20 protein-coding genes and 2 pseudogenes are annotated in these 18,247 nt (G+C 66.5%); 13 read left to right on the top strand and 9 right to left on the bottom strand.

Going from position 1 to position 18,247, the window contains the following annotated elements:
- Positions 1-809, bottom strand: an 809-nt coding sequence (locus tag ACE5CZ_RS05915) for a metallophosphoesterase (RefSeq protein WP_374946409.1), incomplete at its 3' end; no start/stop codon positions are given.
- Between the two features lie 156 nt (positions 810-965).
- Between ACE5CZ_RS05915 and ACE5CZ_RS05910 the strand changes: the two genes are divergently transcribed.
- Positions 966-1,859 (top strand): VOC family protein, encoded by an 894-nt coding sequence (locus ACE5CZ_RS05910; protein ID WP_374946408.1) that lies wholly within the window; start codon positions 966-968, stop codon positions 1,857-1,859.
- 53 nt (positions 1,860-1,912) lie between these two features.
- Here the strand turns inward: ACE5CZ_RS05910 and ACE5CZ_RS05905 are convergent, their stop codons facing one another.
- Positions 1,913-3,511, bottom strand: coding sequence for a long-chain fatty acid--CoA ligase (locus tag ACE5CZ_RS05905; protein ID WP_374946407.1), 1,599 nt, complete (start codon positions 3,509-3,511; stop codon positions 1,913-1,915).
- A 145-nt stretch (positions 3,512-3,656) separates the two neighbouring features.
- On the opposite strand from ACE5CZ_RS05905, the gene purS reads away from it, so the two are divergent.
- The 3 genes from purS (at position 3,657) to ACE5CZ_RS05890 (ending at position 5,815) form a co-directional block, all read left to right on the top strand.
- On the top strand, positions 3,657-3,950 hold the full coding sequence (purS, locus tag ACE5CZ_RS05900; RefSeq protein WP_374946406.1) for a phosphoribosylformylglycinamidine synthase subunit PurS: 294 nt from the start codon (positions 3,657-3,659) through the stop codon (positions 3,948-3,950).
- A complete protein-coding gene (gene purQ, locus ACE5CZ_RS05895; RefSeq protein ID WP_374946405.1) occupies positions 3,950-4,648 on the top strand; it encodes a phosphoribosylformylglycinamidine synthase subunit PurQ in 699 nt (232 codons plus the stop codon). The genes purS and purQ overlap by 1 nt, the downstream gene beginning before the upstream one ends.
- Before the next feature lie 234 nt (positions 4,649-4,882).
- On the top strand, positions 4,883-5,815 hold the full coding sequence (locus tag ACE5CZ_RS05890; RefSeq protein WP_374946404.1) for a hypothetical protein: 933 nt from the start codon (positions 4,883-4,885) through the stop codon (positions 5,813-5,815).
- A gap of 165 nt (positions 5,816-5,980) precedes the next feature.
- Here the strand turns inward: ACE5CZ_RS05890 and sufU are convergent, their stop codons facing one another.
- Both sufU and ACE5CZ_RS05880 read right to left on the bottom strand, forming a co-directional pair.
- Positions 5,981-6,424 (bottom strand): Fe-S cluster assembly sulfur transfer protein SufU, encoded by a 444-nt coding sequence (sufU, locus tag ACE5CZ_RS05885; protein WP_374946403.1) that lies wholly within the window; start codon positions 6,422-6,424, stop codon positions 5,981-5,983.
- Complete coding sequence (locus ACE5CZ_RS05880; protein WP_374946402.1) at positions 6,421-7,755, bottom strand: cysteine desulfurase; 1,335 nt, start codon at positions 7,753-7,755, stop codon at positions 6,421-6,423. The genes sufU and ACE5CZ_RS05880 overlap by 4 nt, the downstream gene beginning before the upstream one ends.
- 170 nt (positions 7,756-7,925) lie before the next feature.
- Here ACE5CZ_RS05880 and purL point away from each other — a divergent pair.
- The 5 genes and pseudogenes from purL (at position 7,926) to ACE5CZ_RS05855 (ending at position 12,695) form a co-directional block, all read left to right on the top strand.
- Positions 7,926-10,265: pseudogene (purL, locus tag ACE5CZ_RS05875) on the top strand (phosphoribosylformylglycinamidine synthase subunit PurL).
- Between the two features lie 109 nt (positions 10,266-10,374).
- Positions 10,375-11,454 carry a WXG100 family type VII secretion target gene (locus ACE5CZ_RS05870; protein WP_374946401.1) on the top strand — a complete coding sequence of 360 codons (1,080 nt, stop codon included), beginning with the start codon at positions 10,375-10,377 and terminating at the stop codon, positions 11,452-11,454.
- Between the two features lie 35 nt (positions 11,455-11,489).
- Complete coding sequence (locus ACE5CZ_RS05865) at positions 11,490-12,137, top strand: hypothetical protein (RefSeq protein WP_374946400.1); 648 nt, start codon at positions 11,490-11,492, stop codon at positions 12,135-12,137.
- Complete coding sequence (locus tag ACE5CZ_RS05860; RefSeq protein ID WP_374946399.1) at positions 12,134-12,529, top strand: hypothetical protein; 396 nt, start codon at positions 12,134-12,136, stop codon at positions 12,527-12,529. The genes ACE5CZ_RS05865 and ACE5CZ_RS05860 overlap by 4 nt, the downstream gene beginning before the upstream one ends.
- 28 nt (positions 12,530-12,557) lie before the next feature.
- Positions 12,558-12,695, top strand: coding sequence for an LPXTG cell wall anchor domain-containing protein (locus tag ACE5CZ_RS05855; protein WP_374946398.1), 138 nt, complete (start codon positions 12,558-12,560; stop codon positions 12,693-12,695).
- Between the two features lie 20 nt (positions 12,696-12,715).
- On the opposite strand, the gene ACE5CZ_RS05850 is transcribed toward ACE5CZ_RS05855, so the two are convergent.
- The 4 genes from ACE5CZ_RS05850 to ACE5CZ_RS05835 form a co-directional block, all read right to left on the bottom strand.
- Positions 12,716-13,030 carry a chorismate mutase gene (locus ACE5CZ_RS05850; protein ID WP_374946397.1) on the bottom strand — a complete coding sequence of 105 codons (315 nt, stop codon included), beginning with the start codon at positions 13,028-13,030 and terminating at the stop codon, positions 12,716-12,718.
- Positions 13,031-13,190: 160 nt separating this feature from the next.
- Positions 13,191-13,613 carry an organic hydroperoxide resistance protein gene (locus tag ACE5CZ_RS05845; RefSeq protein ID WP_374946396.1) on the bottom strand — a complete coding sequence of 141 codons (423 nt, stop codon included), beginning with the start codon at positions 13,611-13,613 and terminating at the stop codon, positions 13,191-13,193.
- A gap of 63 nt (positions 13,614-13,676) precedes the next feature.
- Positions 13,677-14,324 (bottom strand): GNAT family N-acetyltransferase, encoded by a 648-nt coding sequence (locus ACE5CZ_RS05840; RefSeq protein ID WP_374946395.1) that lies wholly within the window; start codon positions 14,322-14,324, stop codon positions 13,677-13,679.
- Between the two features lie 5 nt (positions 14,325-14,329).
- On the bottom strand, positions 14,330-15,616 hold the full coding sequence (locus tag ACE5CZ_RS05835; protein WP_374946394.1) for an adenylosuccinate synthase: 1,287 nt from the start codon (positions 15,614-15,616) through the stop codon (positions 14,330-14,332).
- 120 nt (positions 15,617-15,736) lie between these two features.
- On the opposite strand from ACE5CZ_RS05835, the gene ACE5CZ_RS05830 reads away from it, so the two are divergent.
- Complete coding sequence (locus ACE5CZ_RS05830) at positions 15,737-16,402, top strand: Pr6Pr family membrane protein (protein WP_374946393.1); 666 nt, start codon at positions 15,737-15,739, stop codon at positions 16,400-16,402.
- On the opposite strand, the gene ACE5CZ_RS05825 is transcribed toward ACE5CZ_RS05830, so the two are convergent.
- Complete coding sequence (locus ACE5CZ_RS05825; protein WP_374946392.1) at positions 16,383-16,868, bottom strand: DUF3151 domain-containing protein; 486 nt, start codon at positions 16,866-16,868, stop codon at positions 16,383-16,385. The two genes, ACE5CZ_RS05830 and ACE5CZ_RS05825, sit on opposite strands and share 20 nt — an antisense overlap.
- Positions 16,869-16,928: 60 nt before the next feature.
- On the opposite strand from ACE5CZ_RS05825, the gene ACE5CZ_RS05820 reads away from it, so the two are divergent.
- From ACE5CZ_RS05820 to ACE5CZ_RS05810, 3 genes and pseudogenes are all read left to right on the top strand, one after another.
- Positions 16,929-17,201 carry a thioredoxin family protein gene (locus ACE5CZ_RS05820; protein WP_374946391.1) on the top strand — a complete coding sequence of 91 codons (273 nt, stop codon included), beginning with the start codon at positions 16,929-16,931 and terminating at the stop codon, positions 17,199-17,201.
- 48 nt (positions 17,202-17,249) lie between these two features.
- Positions 17,250-17,927 (top strand): TetR/AcrR family transcriptional regulator, encoded by a 678-nt coding sequence (locus ACE5CZ_RS05815; protein WP_374946390.1) that lies wholly within the window; start codon positions 17,250-17,252, stop codon positions 17,925-17,927.
- A pseudogene (locus tag ACE5CZ_RS05810) lies at positions 17,924-18,247 on the top strand (hypothetical protein); the annotation flags it as partial. The gene ACE5CZ_RS05815 and the pseudogene ACE5CZ_RS05810, both read left to right, overlap by 4 nt.

The following is an 18,247-nucleotide window of genomic DNA, read 5'->3' as shown; positions in this document are numbered from 1 at the left end:
GGCACGTTGTAGGAGTAGGCCACGTGGGTGTGGCCCGACACGATCGCGTCGAGGTTCGGGCCGGTGCCCATCACGATCTTGCCGAACGCGGTCGACTGATCCGTCACATCCGCGGTCGACGTCGCCGCGCCTTCGTGGATGACCAGCATCAGAACGTCGGCCTCGCCGTTCGTCTCGTCGCCGTCGGAGAGTTCGCCCGCCACGTTGTTGACGCTGGTCACGATGGGCGCCACGTCGAGCGTGGCGATGCCCGCCGGGCTCACGAGCGATGGCAGAGCCTCGGTGACGGCACCGATGAAACCGACGCGCACGCCCTCGAAGGTCTGGATGTCATAGGGCGCGTAGGCGTGCTTCGTCGTGCCTTTCGTGAACAGGTTCGCCGAGATCAGGTCGAACTTCGCGCGGGGAATTATGTGGTTGTCGAGGTCTTCGGTTCCGTGGTCGAGCTCGTGGTTGCCGATCGTCGACACGGTGAGGCCTGTGGCATTCAGGGCATCGATCGTGGGGTTGTCGTCCTGCACGAACGAGGTGAATGTCGACGCGCCCACGTTGTCGCCGGCCGAGACGAGCGTGCTGTTCGGGTTGGCAGCCTTGAAGCCCTTGTAGGCTCCGGCGATGACTGCGGCGCCTGCGGTCGTCGGGGTGGTCTCTATGCGACCGTGGAAGTCGTTCATCGTGTAGACGTCGATGGCGACGTCATCGGGAGCTGCCGATGCGGGGAGTGCACCGAAGCCGAGAAGGGCGACGGTCGAAAACACGAGAAGGGCTGCGGCGCGCGCGGGGCGCCGCCGAGAAGAAGTTGGCTGCATGAGGGTGTGATTCTCCAGGGATGGATACGGGAAGACTCCCAGCCAATCCGACGGATGTGGGCCCGTCAATAGACAGTCCGAAACGACATCAACTGTTTTCGTCGATTTGTTGTAGCGACAAGGAATGTCGCGAGCAACCGAGTAGTTGTCCACGGCATGAGCACACGCGATGACCTTCTATCTGCCCAGACCGGGATGGGAGCCGTGACGCTGCGCGTCGGAGACCTCGACGCCATGATCGCGTACTATCGCGACGCGGTGACGTTGGAGCTGCAGAGTCAGGATGGCGATGTGGCCGTACTCGGGCGGGGCGACGTGCCCGCCGTCATCCTGCAGCATGCACCCGAGCTGAAGCACGCCGCGCCCCGGTCGGCAGGGCTCTACCACTCGGCCATCCTGTTCGAATCGGAGGCGGCGCTCGGTGCCGCCCTGTACTCGGTGGCCCGGCACGCTCCGGGCACGTTCACGGGCAGCGCGGACCACCTCGTGTCGAAGGCGTTCTACTTCACCGACCCCGAGGGCAACGGCGTGGAACTGTACTGGGACCGGGCACGTACCGAGTGGAGTTGGGCGCACGGACAGGTCGAGATGGGCACCGCGTACCTCGACCCGAACGAGTTCCTGCAGCAGCATGTGACGCCTGAACTGGTCGATGATCCGCGTCTCGGCGGTGCCAGCATCGGGCACGTGCACCTCTCGGTCGGCGACGTGGCCTCGGCCAAGGATTTCTACGTCGATACGCTCGGCTTCGAGACGACGGCTTCACTGGGGAACACGGCGCTCTTCGTCTCGGCCGGCGGCTACCACCACCACATGGCGATGAACGTGTGGGAGTCGAGGGGCGCCGGACGGCGACCGCTCGCGCTCGGACTGGGGCGAGTCGAGATCGTGGTACCCACCTCGGGCGAGGTTGCACAGGTCGGCGACCGGCTGGGGCATCTCGGGGTGCAGACCCGCGACGACGGACGCTCGCTCACGGTGTCCGACCCCTGGGACAACCAGATTGCGATCGTGCCGGCACCGGCGCCGAAGTCCGCGCCGGCCGAGTAACGCCCGAGGAACGAGCAGCGCATACCAAGACTGGGTCGTCGCCCCGTCGAAAACTACTCCCCGTGTCGCGCCACGAGCTCCCTCTTCAGCACCTTGCCGCTCGGGCCCATGGGCAGCGCCTCCACGACGACGACCTCTCGGGGGTACTTGTACGCGGCGACGCGCTCCTCGGCGAAAGCCACCAGCTCAGTGCTCGACACGCTGGCGCCCGGAACAAGCACCACGGCGGCCACGATCTCCTGGCCGTGCATCTCGTGCGCAATTCCGTACACGGCGGCCATCGACACCTCCGGATGCCCAGCCAGCACCTCCTCGACCTCCCGGGGGTACACGTTGTAGCCGTTGCGCAGGATCATGTCCTTCTTGCGATCGAGAATGCGCAGGTAGCCGTCGTCGTCCTTCGTTCCGAGGTCACCGGTGCGAAACCAACCGTCCACCACGGCGCGGGCCGTATCGTCCTGCCGATGCAGGTAGCCCTTCATCAGGTTGTGGCCCCTGATCACGAGTTCGCCGAGCTCCCCCCGGGGAAGCAGTTCGATCGCATCGTCGTTCTCCGCCCGTGCGATCTCGACATCCACACCCCAGATCGGCGTGCCGATCGTGCCCGGCCGCGGCGGCACCCCGCGTTGGTTGAAGCTCGCCACAGGAGACGTCTCGGTCAACCCGTAACCCTCGTGGATGTCGGCCCCGAAGACCTGCGTGAACCGCTCGATCACGGCCACAGGAATGGCGGCGCCCCCCGAGACTCCGTACCGCAGCTTCGTCTGCACGGGCTCCGTTCCCGCCGCCGCGAGAATCACCATGTACATCGTCGGAACGCCGAAGAAGATCGTGCAGCCGTGGCGACGGATGAGTTCGACCGCCCCCGCCCCGTCGAACTTCGGCATCAAAACGATGGTCGCCCCCGCTCGAAATCCCGTGTTGAGCACGCAGGTCTGGCCGAACGTGTGAAACAGCGGCAGGCATCCGAGCAGCACGTCGTCGCTCGTCATGTCGAACGTGTCGAGCAGAAGGGTGCTCGTCTGCTCGACAAGCGAGAAATGGCTGCCCTCCGCGCCCTTCGGAGAGCCCGTCGTGCCGCTCGTATACAGGATCGTCGCCGTGTCGCCGGGCGAGCATGCCGCATAGCTCTCGGGCGGCACCGCCTGCGCGGCCAGGTTCTCGAGGCGATCGAAACCCACGGCATCCAGCGCTTCGTCACCCGAGTGCGGCGGCATCATCAGCGACACCACGTCGACCGAAGCCAGCGCGGCGCCCTTCGCGCCCTCCTCCAAGAGCGGCGCCGAGCAGACCAGCAGTGTGGCACCGCTGTCGTGCAGCACGAACGCGATCTCCCCCGCCTTCAGCAGCGCGTGAATCGGAACCACGATGCCGCCGAGCGCCAGAATCGCGTAGTACACCCGCGGAAAATCGGGCACGTTGGGTATCAGGATCGCGACGGGGTCGCCTCGGTGTACGCCCCGGTCGCGCAGTGCACCCGCGTAGGCGAGGGACTCCTCCCACAGCGTGGAGTAGGTGATGCTCTGCTCCCCCACGATGAGGGCGATCTTGTCTGGCCGCCGGGCCGCGGTTTCGGCCAGGATGCTCGCAACCGACACGGTGGCGTACCCTGCCGGGGATTCGGATGCGGAGGGGCTCGCAGGTGCATTCATCACGTTCTCCAGTCGTCGTTGACTTCAGACTTCGAGGCTATGGTCGGGCGAGCCGTGCGCCAAGACCGGCACACGGGTGTGAAGCCTTTGCCCAGCGTTTAGACTGGGGGCAATCCACCCGTCACTTCTCGAAAAGAGTTCTCCGGTGCCCACAATCGTCGTCGAGGTCATGCCCAAGGCCGAGCTTCTCGATCCCCAGGGCAAGGCCGTGCTCGGCGCCCTCGCCCGTCTCGGCCAGTCGCAGTTCGGCTCCGTGCGGCTCGGCAAGCGCTTCGAACTCACGGTCGACGGCGAGGTCACCGACGCGGTGCTCGCCGACGTCGCCACGCTCGCCGACGAGATGCTGTCGAACTCCGTCATCGAAGACGTCGTCGGCATCCACGTCGTCGAGACGCCCGCCGCAGCACCCTCCGCTACGGCGACCGGAGCATCCGTCTGATGCGCATCGGCGTCGTCACCTTCCCCGGTTCGCTCGACGACCGCGACGCCCAGCGCGCGGTGCGCATCGCCGGCGCAGAACCCGTCGCCCTCTGGCACGGCACCCACGACCTCGACGGCGTCGACGCCATCGTGCTTCCCGGCGGCTTCAGCTACGGCGACTACCTGCGTTGCGGCGCCATCGCCAGCCACTCCCCGATCATGGCCGAGGTCATTCAGGCCGCCGAACGCGGCGTGCCCGTGCTCGGCATCTGCAACGGCTTCCAGATGCTCACCGAGGCTCACCTGCTGGCCGGCGGACTCATCCGCAACGACCACGGCTCGTTCATCTGCCGCGACCAGCGCCTGCGGGTCGAGAACACGTCGACCGACTGGACCAACGGGTTCACCGAGGCACAAGAGATCACCATTCCGCTCAAGAACGGCGAGGGCGGCTTCATCGCATCGTCCGCCGAGCTGGAGCGGCTCGAAGGCGAGAACCGCGTGGTCTTTCGCTACCTCGACGTGAATCCCAACGGTTCGCTGAACAACATCGCCGGAGTCACGAACGCCCGCGGCAACGTGGTCGGCCTGATGCCGCACCCCGAGCACGCGGTCGAGCCCGGCTTCGGCCCCGATACACCGGATGCGATGCGCTCGGGAGTAGACGGCCTCACGTTCTTCACGTCGGCGCTCCAAGGTTTGCTCGCTCGCGCGTAGTTCCCCCTCGCACGCCTCCCCGGGTGCGGTGCCCGCGGGCATCCATGTGTCACGAATCGACCGATCTGCGCTCGTTCAAGTCGATATTCGCCACATGACGTTGCCCTGTGAGCGACAATTTGACGCAGATCGATGTACCCTCCCTGGCTGAGGTCGATATGCGCCAGGTGACTGCGCCTCCAAGGCTGTGGATAACTCGCGCGAGCCTGCCCGGGGTCGCGGCATCATGTGGCCATGCCTCGCAGAGTTCCGCTCCCCCGCTCTCTTTCCAGCGCGCCGTTCTCGGTTCAGCAGGCGTACGAAGCCGGAGTCGGCGAGGGGCGACTTCGTGGATCCGACCTCGAGCGCCCCTTTCATGGGGTTCGATCTTCGCATGGCTCGCGCGCGTCGATACTCTCGTTCTGCCGCGCGTACCTGCCGAGACTTCGGCCCGGCCAGTTCTTCAGCCATTGGACGGCCGCCCAGCTCTGGCTCGCGCCCCTGCCCGTGCCGTTCGACCCCACCGAGAACCTTCATGTCTCGGCGCCTGCTCCGACCCGGGCGCCGCGTGGCCGCTTCGTGACGGGACACCAGGTGACCGATCCGCTCGCCTCCGCGCAGGCTCGGTTCGGACTGCCCACAGCCGATCCGGCGACGACCTGGCTGCAGCTCGCGTCGACGCTGAATGTGGCGAACCTCGTCGCCGTCGCCGACCATCTCGTGCTGACCCCGGTGTATCCGGAGCCACCGGAACTGCGTCCCTACACAACGCTCGATGAACTCGCCCGACGCACGTCCGCGTACCGGGGGCCGGGCAGTCGTCGGGCGAAGGCCGCACTTCTCCGAGTGAGGCCCGGGGCGGAATCCAGGCCCGAGACGCTCGTACGCCTGATGATCGCTGACGCAGGCCTGCCCGAACCCGACCTGAACCCAGAGGTGTGGGGCGCCGATGGCGAGTGGCTCGGTCGCGGGGACATGGTGTATTTCCGGTGGAAAGTACTCGTCGAGTACGACGGTGATCAGCACCGAACAGATACGGCGCAGTACGAGAAGGACATGGCCAGGCGCGAACGCTTCCGCCGAGCGAACTGGGACGGCGTGTACATCAGAAAACGCGGCCTGCTGCACCGGGACGAGACCGTAGAACGCGTGCGAACATCACTGTTGCGTGCCGGATGGCGCCCGTAGCAACCGCACCACCGGCATCCGCTTGTCACGAATCGACCCTGATCGGCGCGTTTGGGTCGATATGTGCCACACGGCCCGCGGCGCACCTTCGCCAAGTGGCGAACTTCGACCTCAACGCGCAGATAAGGGTCGATATGTGCCATATGACGGCGGAGGCTGCGCGGACTACGCCGCGGGGGTCTTCGCGAGGGCGTCTTCGAGGGCCACCCAGGCGAGCATCGCGCACTTGACGCGGGCGATGTAGCGGGAGACTCCTCCCAGAACGACGGCGTCGCCCAGCAGGTCTTCGTCGCCCTCGAGGGTGCCCTTCGAGCGCATGAGCTCGCGGAACGCGTCGATGCGCTCGTGCACGGCGGCGCGGTCGAGGTCGACCACCACATCCGACAGCAGCGATGCCGACGCCTGCGAGATCGCGCAGCCGTGCCCCTCCCAGCTGAGCGACGTGATCGTGTCGCCCAACGAATGGATGCGCAGGGTCACCTCGTCGCCGCAGGTCGGGTTGAGCTGGTGCGACTCGGCGGAGCCGCCCTCACGCAGGCCGTGGTTGTGCGGCGTGCGCGAGTGATCCATGATGACCTCCTGGTAGAGGCTCTCCAGCGAACTGCTCATGACTTGCTTACGGGCAGTTCGCTCGGCACCACGCCGAAGAATGCGGTCACGCCGCGCACCCCCTCGACGAACGCGTCGACCTCGGCCGGCGTGTTGTAGAGGTAGGCGCTCGCGCGGGTCGAGGCGGTGACACCGAACCGGCGGTGCAGGGGCTGGGCGCAGTGGTGTCCGACGCGCACAGCGATGCCGAGGTCGTCGAGGTACTGGCCCACGTCGTGCGCGTGCACTCCCTCGACGACGAAGCTGGCGAGCCCGGCACGATCCACACCCGAGGGCGGCCCGAGTACGGTGACGCCGGGGATGGTTTCGAGTCCCGCGACGAGCCTGTGGCCGAGCTCCGACTCCCAGTCGTGGATGCGCGACATCCCGACCTCGGACAGGTACTCGACGGCGGCTCCCAGCGCGATGGCCTGCGAGACCCGCTGCGTGCCGGCCTCGAAGCGCTGCGGAGCGGGAAGGTACTCGGCCTTCTCGAGCGTGACGGTGGTGATCATCGATCCGCCGGTGAGGAACGGCGGCATCGCATCGAGCAGTTCGCTTCGGCCGTAGAGCACGCCCACACCGGTGGGACCGAGCATCTTGTGGGCGGAGAACACGGCGAAGTCGACGCCCAGCGCACCCAGGTCGAGCGGGCGGTGCGGGGCCGATTGGCACGCATCCAGAACGACGAGCGCACCGACGGCGTGCGCCAGCGCCACGAGCCGCTCGACGGGATTGATGACGCCGGTGACGTTGGATACGTGGGTGAAGGCGAGAACCCGCGTGCGCGAGTTGATGATCTCTTCAGCCGAAGACAGACGAAGCTGGCCGACGTCGTCGATCGGGATGACCCGGAGGGTGGCCCCCGTGCGCGCCGCGAGTTCCTGCCACGGAATGAGGTTGGCGTGGTGCTCCATCTCGGTGGTCACGATCTCGTCGCCCGCACCGAGCGCGAACCGGCTCGACGCGGGCGCACCCCGACCGAGGCTCGCATTCGAGAACGCGTACGCCACGAGGTTGATGCCCTCGGTCGCGTTCGAGGTCCATACGATTTCGTTCTCCCGAACGCCCACGAAGTCGGCGACACTGGCGCGCGCGTCTTCGAACATCTCTGTCGCCTCCGCGGCGAGGGTGTGGGCGCCGCGGTGCACGGCCGAGTTGCGGTGCAGAACGTAGTCGCGCTCGGCATCCAGAACCTGCACGGGGCGCTGGGACGTCGCGCCCGAGTCGAGGTACGAGAGCGGGTGGCCGTTGACCGTCTCGCGCAGAATCGGGAAGTCTGCCCGAATGCGTTCGACCTCGGCCAGGCCCAGGGGCCGGACGGCGGCGATGGATGCGTCGGTGACGGTCATAAGGGCTGGGTCGACTTTCGAGGTGGGGCAGAAGAATTTCACGGACGCTTAACGCTACTTCGTCGCTTAACGCTACTTCGTCAGGGGCAACGCCGCCCCGAGCCGTCGCATTCCCGGGGCCGGTAGGATTGAGCCGCTCACCGCCTGCCCCACGAAGGAGCCCTTCTCGCGTGTCTGATTCCGCTGCCCAGTCCCCCACTCATGTGGCCAACGCCCGCGCCGCCGCCGACACCGTGCAGAACGCGATCGAGACTCCAGACCGGGAACAGCCCTACGCCGCCCTCGGCATGAAGGCCGATGAATACGCGAGGGTGCGCGATATCCTGGGCCGCCGCCCCACGTCGGGCGAGCTCGCCATGTACTCGGTCATGTGGAGCGAGCACTGCTCGTACAAGAGCTCCAAGATCTACCTGCGGCAGTTCGGCGAGAAGGTGTCGCCTGCGATGAAGAAGAACCTCATGGTCGGCATGGGCGAGAACGCCGGCGTGGTCGACGTGGGCGAGGGGTGGGCCGTCACCTTCAAGATCGAGAGCCACAACCACCCCAGCTACATCGAGCCGTTCCAGGGCGCCGCGACCGGCGTCGGCGGCATCGTGCGCGACATCATCTCGATGGGCGCGCGTCCCGTGGCCGTGATGGATGCGTTGCGCTTCGGCGACATCTCAGACCCCGACACGGCCCGCGTCGTGCACGGCGTCGTCTCGGGCATCTCGTTCTACGGCAACTGCCTGGGCTTGCCGAACATCGGCGGCGAGACGTGGTTCGATCCGGTGTACCAGGGCAACCCGCTCGTCAACGCCCTCTCCGTCGGCGTGCTTCGCCACGAAGACCTGCACTTGGCCAACGCCCGCGGCGTGGGCAACAAGGTCGTGCTCTTCGGGGCCCGCACCGGCGGCGACGGCATCGGCGGAGCATCCATTCTCGCCTCGGACACGTTCTCGGCCGACGGGCCCACGAAGCGGCCCGCCGTGCAGGTCGGCGACCCGTTCGCCGAGAAGGTGCTCATCGAGTGCTGCCTCGAGCTGTTCCGCGAGAAGCTCGTCGAGGGCATCCAAGACCTGGGGGCGGCGGGAATCTCGTGCGCGACCAGCGAGCTCGCCTCGAACGGCGACGGCGGCATGTTCATCGAACTCGAGAAGGTGCTGCTGCGCGATCCCTCGCTCACCGCCGAAGAGATTCTGATGTCGGAGAGCCAGGAACGCATGATGGCCGTGGTGACGCCCGAGAAGCTCGAGGGCTTCTTGGAGGTCGTCGAGAAGTGGGACGTCGAGACCAGCGTCCTCGGCGAGGTCACCGACACCGGCCGCCTCGTCATCAACTGGCACGGAGAAGAGATCGTCAACGTCGAACCGCGCACCGTCGCCGTCGACGGACCGGTCTACACCCGCCCCGTCGCCTACCCGGGCTGGATCGACGCCCTCCAAGCCGACACCGCCGCGAACCTTCCCCGGCCCGAGACCGCCGACGAGCTGCGCGAGCAGCTGCTGCGCCTGCTCGGCTCGCCGAATCTCGCCGACTCGAGCTGGATCACCAACCAGTACGACCGCTACGTGCTGGGCAACACGGCGCTGAGCTTTCCCGACGACGGCGGAATGATCCGCGTCGATGAGGAGTCGGGCCTCGGCTTCGCCATCGCCACGGATGCCAACGGCCGGTACTGCCAGCTCGACCCGTACCAGGGCGCGCAGCTGGCGCTCGCCGAGGCCTACCGAAACGTCGCCGCCACGGGTGCGACCCCCGTCGCCGTCTCCGACTGCCTCAATTTCGGCTCGCCCGAAGACCCCGAGGTCATGTGGCAGTTCTCGAAGGCCGTCGAAGGCCTCGCAGACGGATGACTCTAGCTCGAGATCCCGGTCACCGGCGGCAATGTGTCGTTCTACAACCAGACGGGCAGCAAGCCGATCCATCCGACCCCGGTGGTCGCCATCCTCGGCGTGATCGACGACGTGGCCAAGCGCATCCCCAGCGGATGGCAAGACGAGGGCAACAACATCTACCTGCTCGGCACGACGACGGTCGAGTTCGACGGCTCGGCCTGGGCGGGCGTCATCCACGACCACCTCGGCGGTCGCCCGCCTGCCGTGTCGCTGGCGAACGAGGCTGCCCTCGCGGGGCTGCTCGCCGCCGGCGCCCAGCAGTCGATCATCGCGTCGGCCCACGATCTGTCTGACGGCGGCCTCGCCACGGCACTGGTCGAGAGCGTGATGCGCTTCGGCGTAGGAGCCCGCGTGTTTCTCGACGAGTTGATGCTGCGCGACGAGGTCGACATCACGACCGCGCTGTTCTCCGAGACCACGGGACGCGTGATCGTGAGCGTTCCGCGCGAAGACGACGTGAAGTTCATCGGCCTGTGCGAGGGCCGCGGCTACCCGGTGATCCGGGTGGGCGTGACCGACGCGACCGAGCCGGGCATCAGCATCCAGGGCCGGTTCGAGGTGTCGCTCGACGAACTGCGCACCACCCACCGCGCCACGCTGCAGCAGCACTTCGGCGACGTCATCGGCTACTGAAACGGTACGCTCGCGGATGGCATGGGGAGTTCTCCCCATCGAGCTGAGGGCGCTCCGCCGCTAGCCTGAATCGACCACACCAGGCTCGAACTCAGCACGGAGGATCACGATGGCACAAGGGTTCTACGGCGCAGATCCCGACCAGTTGCGGGCACTGGCGAAGCAGTTCTCGACGGGCTCGAACCAGATTCGCTCGTCGCTCGAGACGGTGTCGTCGCTCGTCAATTCGGGCCAGAACTGGCGGGGGCCGGATGCGAGCGCGTTCGTGCAGCGCTGGAACTCCTCCGTGAAATCGCTCGGCAACACCGTGGTGCACGCTCTCGAAGTCGAGGCAACGACGCTGGCGAAGAACGCCGATGAGCAGACCGCGGCGAGCTCGGTGGGCGGCAGCGGCGGGCCCGGGGCATCGGGCGCGCCGGGCAACCCCGCGCCGGGCGGACCCGGCGCACCGGGCTCTCCGGGTTCTCAGGGCTCTTCGACACCGTGGGACGCATTCCGTGACGGCTGGAAGAACTATGGGCTTAATAAAGCCTTGGTGGGCCTGCCGAAGAACCTCTACGGCCTCAACGCCATGTGGAACCTGGGGCCGGAGATCTTTAGAGACGCGGACATGTGGAAACTTCTCCCCGAGTTGGACGACACCTACAGGGTCATGGAAACGCTGACGGATGGTCTCGGACTCAAGAACCTCAACAAGTACTTCCCGGTCCTCGACGGAGCGAAAGGCTTCTTCGAAGAGGCACCTTTGTTCTTCACAGACCAAGGCAAGGTCATGGAGTCTCTCGGCAAGGGTGGACTCGGTCGCGGCCTCGGGTGGCTCGGTGTGGGGCTCAGCGCTTTCGACACCGTGAACTATGCGGCCGAAGGCAAAACGGGCGACGCCGTGTGGTCGGGCGTGAAAACCGCCATGGGAGTAGCGTGCTTTCTTCCGCCACCGGCGGGAACCGTCTTCCAGGTGGCGAGTGCGGCAGTCGCGATCTACGAAATTCCCGTTGTCAAAGAGTTCGTCAACGGCTCTGTCGCGGCCGCTGGCGACGCGCTCGGCAAGGGCTTTGACGCTGTGGGCAAGGGCTATACGGCAGCCGCCGATACCGTGTCGGAAGCCATCAAGAATCCCGACAAGTTCATCAGTGATGTCGGCAAGGGCATCGGAGATCTGGGTAAGGGCGTCGCCGACTTCTTCGGCTGATAGTTCAATTTCTACGTGAAAGGATCTTCTCGAAAATGACCGATCAGACCACTCATGAGGCTTCCTCTCCCATCGGCTTCGGGTACGCCGAGATTGCATATCTCTTGAAGCGCACGTCTACGCCCGAAGCTGTGATGAGCGCACAAGTACTGCGCCTCGCAGAAGAGATGGAATCCGATTCCGTGCCCGTGGCAGGCGCTTCATCCCTGCTCGCCCGGGGCTACGCCGAGATCGCGGACGACGATCTCGAAGTCGCCGACGCCGCACTGCCCGTCGCCTATGCCCTAGGTCGAGCGACGCTATGGACCGAGATCAGCCTGATGCAGGGCGACATAACAGACACGGTCGTTCACGTGGAGTCCGACCCCGTTTCCCTTCTGCTGCAGCCTCGAATGCTCAGGACCTGGTTCGTCTTCGCGCAGGACCCCGACGTGTCCGGCCCCGAGGCAGAACTAGAGATCATCGAGGAGCACGTGCGCCAACACCCGCAGGGAACCGCCATAGTGCGTGCGCGGGTCGCAAATGGCAACGCCGTACTCCTCATCCGTCCGGACGGTCTTGGCTGGGCCGTCGGCACCATAGCTGCCGGGGACGAGGACGTTGTGGAAAGAACGGGCCTCACTGCGGCCGAGCTGATAGTCGCCATCGCGGCGCTTCGTACCGGTCTGACGACGACGTCGTGACCAGACGGCAAGAGCGGGCCCGCAGATTCGCGGACCTCACGAAGCGCGACGCCGAGCAGCGAGGCCTGGATCCTGAGGAATACGGGGTCTACAAGGGCAGCGAGGGCAGCCTCGTCAAGCCCGTCAATTCGGCCTCAGGCCTGCTAACTCTTTCCATCATCCTGACCGTTGTCATGGCCGCGGTGACGGTTTTCATCGGATTCATAGTGGCGCAAAGCCTCGGGCTAGTTCCTGCCGCTCCAGGCGACAGTGAAGTCACGCCCGTCATGTGGTTCTTCGTGATCATCGCCTACGCCGCGCCGGTCTGGTCCTGGGTCTATTACGCCAGGGAGCGACGTGCACAGAAGGTGCGCATCGCTCGGGGGCTGCCGAGAAATCTGCGCGGAACGTGAGAGAGTAGCCAGTGGAAAGGTAGCCGACATGCCCCTTGAACTTGCCCAGACCGGATTGACCGTCTCGACCTACATCGTGCTCGGACTTGTGGTGCTCCTCGTCGGAGCGGCCCTCTTCATCGTGGCCCGCGCACTTCGCTCCCGCAACAAAGAGACCAAACTCTAGGCGCGCGGCCTGCCCGACAGCTACTCGCCCGAGTCGGCTATGCGTCGGTGATGGTGGATGACCTCGGCCACGATGAAGTTGAGGAACTTCTCGGCGAGGTCGGGGTCGAGGTGCGACTCCTCGGCCAGCGCCCGCAGCCTTTTGATCTGACGCGCCTCGCGCTCGAGGTCTGCTGGGGGAAACCCGTTGGCGGCTTTGAGCTCGCCGACCCCCTGGGTGAATTTGAAGCGTTCCGCCAGAAGGTGGATCAACGCGGCGTCGATGTTGTCGATGCTCTGGCGAATTGCCTCGAGCTGGCGAAGAGCATCTTCGGGGGTGGCGGCGGAGTCAGGCATGGTGAGAACTCTACCGAGTCACGTCCGCCCCCACCCCCGTTCGCGGATGAGGAAGAATCCGGCGGTCTCCGCGTGTCGGAGTGACGACACGCGGGCGCTCAGAGGTTTTTCCTCATCCGCGAAGAGGCGAAGGAGAGGCGATGAGGCGAAGGGGCGTGGGCTACTCGACGATGTTGAGGATGACGGGCACGTTGCCGCTGATCGCCTTGGAGTAGGGGCAGATGTCTGCATGGGCCGTCTCGGCGATCGTGCGCGCTTCGTCGACAGTGACGTTCGGAATGTAGATGTCGAGTTCTGCGGCGATCTCGAATCCCGTGTCGGCACTCGGCCCGATCGACACGCTGGCCGAGACGGCGGCATCCGTCGTGTCGAGCTTCAGTTCGCGGCCGACGGCCTGCACGGCTCCGAGGAAGCAGGCTGAATATCCGGCGGCGAACAGCTGCTCCGGGTTCGTACCCTCGCCGCTGCCGCCCATCTCGACCGGCGGCCGGGTATCGAAGTCGAGGCGGTCGTCTTCGCTTCGAACATGACCGTCGCGGCCACCACCGGATGCATGGGCAATTGCAGTGTAAAGAGCTTCCATGCCGCCAAGTCCATCACGAAACGACGCCGGCTGCAGCGTCATAGAATGTGCCGAAAGAAGCGACTACCCTGCCCCGTCACGCAGCTCGACGGGCTTGTCGCCCTGCCGCCTGAGACGAGCAAGCAGCCCCTGCCGAACGCCCGGCCATTCGTCGCGCAAAATCGAGAAGATCGCCGAGTCGCGCCACACTCCGTCTGCGCGACGCATGTCGTGGCGGGCGACGCCCTCGAACGTGGCGCCGAGTTTGGCGATGGCGGCCCGTGAGCGGGTGTTGAGAACATCGGCCTGGATCTTGACCCGCTCGAACCCGTTGTCGAAGGCCGATCCGAGGATGAGCAGCTTCGCCTCGGCATTGACGGCCGTTCCCCAGACGCGGGGGTCGTAGGCCGTCCAGCCCAGGTGGGCGTAGCCGAGCTTCAGGTCGAAGTCGCCGAGGGTCGAGGTGCCGACCAGCAGCCCGTCGTGCGGCCCGCCGACGAGCCGCACCGCGTGCACATTCGCGGCATCCCACGCGTAGTACGACGAGGCGAACTCGGCGAAGCCGTCGAGCGTGCTCCGATAGGCGGCGGGCCCGCCGCCGTAGCCGCCCGCGAAGATCTGCGGATGCCCGATGGCCGCGAACAGCTCGGGCACCAGCTCTCGGGTCAGCGGCTCCAGCGAGATGAAACGCCCCTGGATGACTGCTCCGTAGGGCGGCCGCGCGCACTCCACGGCTGCTACTCGAGCAGGTCGTGCCGCACGACGATCTCGTCGCGGCCGGGGCCCACGCCGATGGCCGAGATGCGGGAGTTGCTCATCTTCTCGAGCGCGAGCACGTAGTTCTGCGCGTTGAGCGGCAGGTCGCCGAACTCGCGGGCCCCCGTGATGTCTTCGCTCCAGCCGGCGAACTCCTCGTAGATCGGCACGGCGTGGTGAAAGTCGGACTGCGAGACGGGAACCTCGTCTACCCGCACGCCGTCGACGTCGTAGGCCACGCAGACCGGAATGGTCTCGAGGCCGGTGAGCACGTCGAGCTTGGTGAGCACGAAGTCGGTGACGCCGTTGATGCGGGCGCTGTAGCGGGCGATCGGTGCGTCGTACCAGCCGCAGCGACGCGGGCGCCCGGTCGTGGTGCCGAACTCGAAGCCCTGCGAGCGCAGGAATTCGCCCGATTCGTCGAACAGCTCGGTGGGGAACGGGCCGGCGCCGACGCGGGTCGTGTATGCCTTGACCACGGCGATGACACGGTCGATGCGGTTGGGTGCGACGCCCGATCCGGTGGCCGCGCCGCCCGACGTGGCGTTCGACGAGGTGACGAACGGGTACGTGCCGTGGTCGACATCCAGCATCGTTGCCTGGCCGCCCTCGAACAGAACCGTCTTGCCGTCGTCGAGCGCGCGGTTGAGCACCAGCGACGTGTCGGCGACCATCGGCCGCAGCCTGTCTGTGTAGCTCAGCAGGTCGTCGATGACCTCGTCGGCCGTGATGGCGCGACGGTTGTAGACCTTGACCAAAATGTGGTTCTTGAGATCGAGTGCGCCCTCGACTTTCTGGCGCAGGATGCCCTCGTCGAACAGGTCTTGGATGCGGATGCCGACGCGGTTGATCTTGTCGGCGTAGCTCGGACCGATGCCGCGACCCGTGGTGCCGATCTGTTTCTTGCCGAGAAAACGTTCTGTGACCTTGTCGAGGGTGCGGTGATAGGCGGTGATGACGTGGGCGTTGGCCGACACCAGCAGCTTCGACACGTCGACGCCGCGAGCCGCGAGCGCCTCGAGTTCGTGGAAGAGCACCTCGATGTCGACGACGACACCGTTGGAGATGACCGGCGTGACTCCGGGGCTCAGGATGCCCGACGGCAGCAGGTGCAACGCGTACTTCTTGTCGCCGACGACCACGGTATGGCCGGCGTTGTTGCCGCCATTGAACTTGACGACATAGTCGACCCGGTCGCCCAGCAGGTCGGTGGCCTTGCCCTTGCCCTCGTCGCCCCACTGGGCGCCGATGAGAACGATCGCTGGCATTTATATGTCCTATTCGGTCAGGAGCCTCGTGAGACGAGGAGTGGCCGGAACGTTCGCGAAGAGGTTCCACCCCATGATACCCGGGCAATCCTCGAACAGGGTCTGCTACGAATTGATGCCATGGGCAGAAAAGCGGTGGGGGCGGCGCGTCTTCTCGCGGGCTTCGGCCTGCTGGCGACCCTCGTCGTTCAGATCTCCGACAGGGTGGCGAACGACGCGTTCGATCCGTGGGAGTACTTCAGCTATTTCACCGTCGAGACCTCGCTGATGAACATCGTCGTCTTCGTGGCCGGCGGGATTCTCGCGCTTCGCCTGCCGCGTGACACCGCGCTGTTCACGACGGTTCGGATGGCGACGCTCACCTACGCGATCGTCACCGCGGGTGTCTACAACCTGCTGCTGCGAAACGTGCCGTACGAGGGGTTTCAGGGGCTCGGCTGGCCGAACGAGATCATCCACGTCTGGATTCCGCTGGTCATCGTTCTGGATTGGCTGATCTCGCCCGGACGCCCGGCGCTGGCCTGGCGACGGCTTCGAGTCGTTCCGATCTACCCCGTGGCGTGGCTCGCCTATTCACTGGCGCGCGGCGCCGTGTCGGGCGGCATCTACCCGTACCCGTTTCTCGATCCGGCGACGGCCGGGTGGGGCAGCGTGATCGCCTATATCGTTGCGCTGAGCGTCGTGCTGGTGGGCCTGGGAGCCGTGGCGATCGCCTACAGCAGACGCGTAGGGCCGGAGGCGCTTCAGAGTCGGTCGAGCGCGGGCGTCAGTCTTGACCGCGGATGATGATGGCCTCGGTCACCGGCGTATCGGAGACCGGGCGGATGGTCGCCTCGATGGCGTCGATCGCGCGCGGGTCCGACATCTGCAGAAAGTCTCCGAGCCGTTCGACCTCGTCGAGCTCGCCGAACGCGTCTGCGGCGCGGCGCAGCGTATAGAGCGAGAGCAGCACGCCTCGGTTGGGCTCGTGCGACCAGGGAACAGGGCCCTGCCCGCGCCAGCCGCCCTTGCGCAGGGCGTCGAGGCCGCGGTGGTAGCCGACCCGGGCGTACGCATACGACGGAAGCACCGCGCCCACGGCCCACAATTCCTCTGAGAGCAGCGCCCACAGCAGCGACGACGTGGGGAACTGCTTGACGAGCTCTCCGAGGTCTGCCGCCGTCGCCGGAGAGCGCTCCGCGAGCGCCTCCAGCACTGCCGTGTCTTCAGCAAGGAGTGTCTCGGGCAGGCCGAGGAGATTGTCGCCGCTCATACTTCGATCGTACGCCAGCGGCATCGGGAATCCTCTTGACCGCATCGCGTTGCACTCTTCATGCCCCTCTCAGTGCAGCTCTACACGTCGAGCTTCTGCGGCGCGTGCACGCAGACCCGCAGAGTCCTCGAGCGGGTGCAGCCGTTCGTTCGCGATCGCGTCGAGTTCAGCGAGTCGAATGTGGCGGCGAGCCCCGACGATGCCGAGCGAGCGGGCATCGTGGCCACACCGACCGTCGTGGTTCGCGACGAATCGGGCACGGAGCTGGCCCGCGCATCCGGAGTGCCGACCGTCGACCAGGTTCTCGCCCTGCTTGCGCGCCACCTGAACTGACCGCGGCATAACTTGCACACTGATGTGCAATTTATTTAGACTGGGTTCGTGACAGACACCAGCACCCCTGCCCACAGCGCAGCCCGGCCGCCCCGCGTGCCCCGGCGCGATGCGGCCGAGAACAGGCTCGCCATTCTCGACGCCGCCACCTCCGAGCTCAATCGAGACCCGGATGCGTCGCTCGAGACGATCGCCTCGGCCGCCGGCCTGTCGCGCCGTTCGATCTACGGCCACTTCAGCACCCGCGACGACCTGGTCGCCGAGCTGAACGACCGCGGCATCGCCCGGGTCACCGCGGCGCTCGCGCCCATCCGTCATGCGGATGCCCGGGTCGCCCTGGCCCTGGTCGGCGCGCGGCTCTGGAGCGAGGTCGAAGACGTGCGCGTCACGGCCCAGCTCGCCGTCCGCGGTCCGCGACGCGAGGTCGTGGGCAAGGGACTCGAGCCCGTTCGCCGCGGGCTTCTCGCCATCGTGCGCCAGGGCGTGTATGCGGGGCAACTGCGAACCGACATCGAGGCGAGCACGCTCGCCCGCCTCATCGAGGGCGCCGCGCTGTCTGTGCTCGACGAGGCCGTTCGCGACGACATCTCGCACGAAGAGGGGCACCGACTGGTGATGCTCGTGGCCCTCAGCACCGCGGGACTCTCGTGGCGTGAGTCCGGCGAGCTCATCGACGCCTCGCCCGAGCTCGCCCTCGACGCCCAGCCCGACGGAGGCAGAACATGAGAATAGACCTCGTCGACGTGACCGCGGGCGACGGTGCGGATGCGCTGCGCCCCACGACGGTCGGCTTCTCCAGCGGCGCCGTCAGGCTGATCGCGACCGAGACCGCCCGGCGTCCTACTCTGATCGCACTTCTGGCCAGCGGCCGCATGACGCCCGTCGAGGGATCGGTGACCCGCAGCCCGGCCGTGGGCGGCGACGAGCTGCGCGCATCCGTGGCGGTGGTCGACGCGCCCGACATCTCGGAGCCCGCCGCCGGCCTGCGGCTCGACAGCATCGTGCAGGAGGAGCTGATGTTCGCCGAGCTGCCCACGTCGTCGAAA

Source organism: Agreia sp. (genome assembly GCF_964263775.1).
Taxonomy (GTDB): Bacteria; Actinomycetota; Actinomycetes; order Actinomycetales; family Microbacteriaceae; genus Agreia.
Note: the sequence above shows the minus strand (reverse complement) of the source record. Positions and strands in the feature narration are given on the sequence as shown.

Coding starts and splice junctions, on each gene's coding strand:
- ACE5CZ_RS05845 (WP_374946396.1), bottom strand. CDS start 13,613: ATGGAAGCTCTTTACACTGCAATTGCCCATGCATCCGGTGGTGGCCGC.
- ACE5CZ_RS05855 (WP_374946398.1), top strand. CDS start 12,558: ATGCCCCTTGAACTTGCCCAGACCGGATTGACCGTCTCGACCTACATC.
- ACE5CZ_RS05820 (WP_374946391.1), top strand. CDS start 16,929: ATGCCCCTCTCAGTGCAGCTCTACACGTCGAGCTTCTGCGGCGCGTGC.
- ACE5CZ_RS05905 (WP_374946407.1), bottom strand. CDS start 3,511: ATGAATGCACCTGCGAGCCCCTCCGCATCCGAATCCCCGGCAGGGTAC.
- ACE5CZ_RS05890 (WP_374946404.1), top strand. CDS start 4,883: ATGCCTCGCAGAGTTCCGCTCCCCCGCTCTCTTTCCAGCGCGCCGTTC.
- ACE5CZ_RS05880 (WP_374946402.1), bottom strand. CDS start 7,755: ATGACCGTCACCGACGCATCCATCGCCGCCGTCCGGCCCCTGGGCCTG.
- ACE5CZ_RS05825 (WP_374946392.1), bottom strand. CDS start 16,868: ATGAGCGGCGACAATCTCCTCGGCCTGCCCGAGACACTCCTTGCTGAA.
- ACE5CZ_RS05910 (WP_374946408.1), top strand. CDS start 966: ATGAGCACACGCGATGACCTTCTATCTGCCCAGACCGGGATGGGAGCC.
- ACE5CZ_RS05865 (WP_374946400.1), top strand. CDS start 11,490: ATGACCGATCAGACCACTCATGAGGCTTCCTCTCCCATCGGCTTCGGG.
- purQ (WP_374946405.1), top strand. CDS start 3,950: ATGCGCATCGGCGTCGTCACCTTCCCCGGTTCGCTCGACGACCGCGAC.
- ACE5CZ_RS05850 (WP_374946397.1), bottom strand. CDS start 13,030: ATGCCTGACTCCGCCGCCACCCCCGAAGATGCTCTTCGCCAGCTCGAG.
- sufU (WP_374946403.1), bottom strand. CDS start 6,424: ATGAGCAGTTCGCTGGAGAGCCTCTACCAGGAGGTCATCATGGATCAC.
- ACE5CZ_RS05870 (WP_374946401.1), top strand. CDS start 10,375: ATGGCACAAGGGTTCTACGGCGCAGATCCCGACCAGTTGCGGGCACTG.
- ACE5CZ_RS05835 (WP_374946394.1), bottom strand. CDS start 15,616: ATGCCAGCGATCGTTCTCATCGGCGCCCAGTGGGGCGACGAGGGCAAG.
- ACE5CZ_RS05830 (WP_374946393.1), top strand. CDS start 15,737: ATGGGCAGAAAAGCGGTGGGGGCGGCGCGTCTTCTCGCGGGCTTCGGC.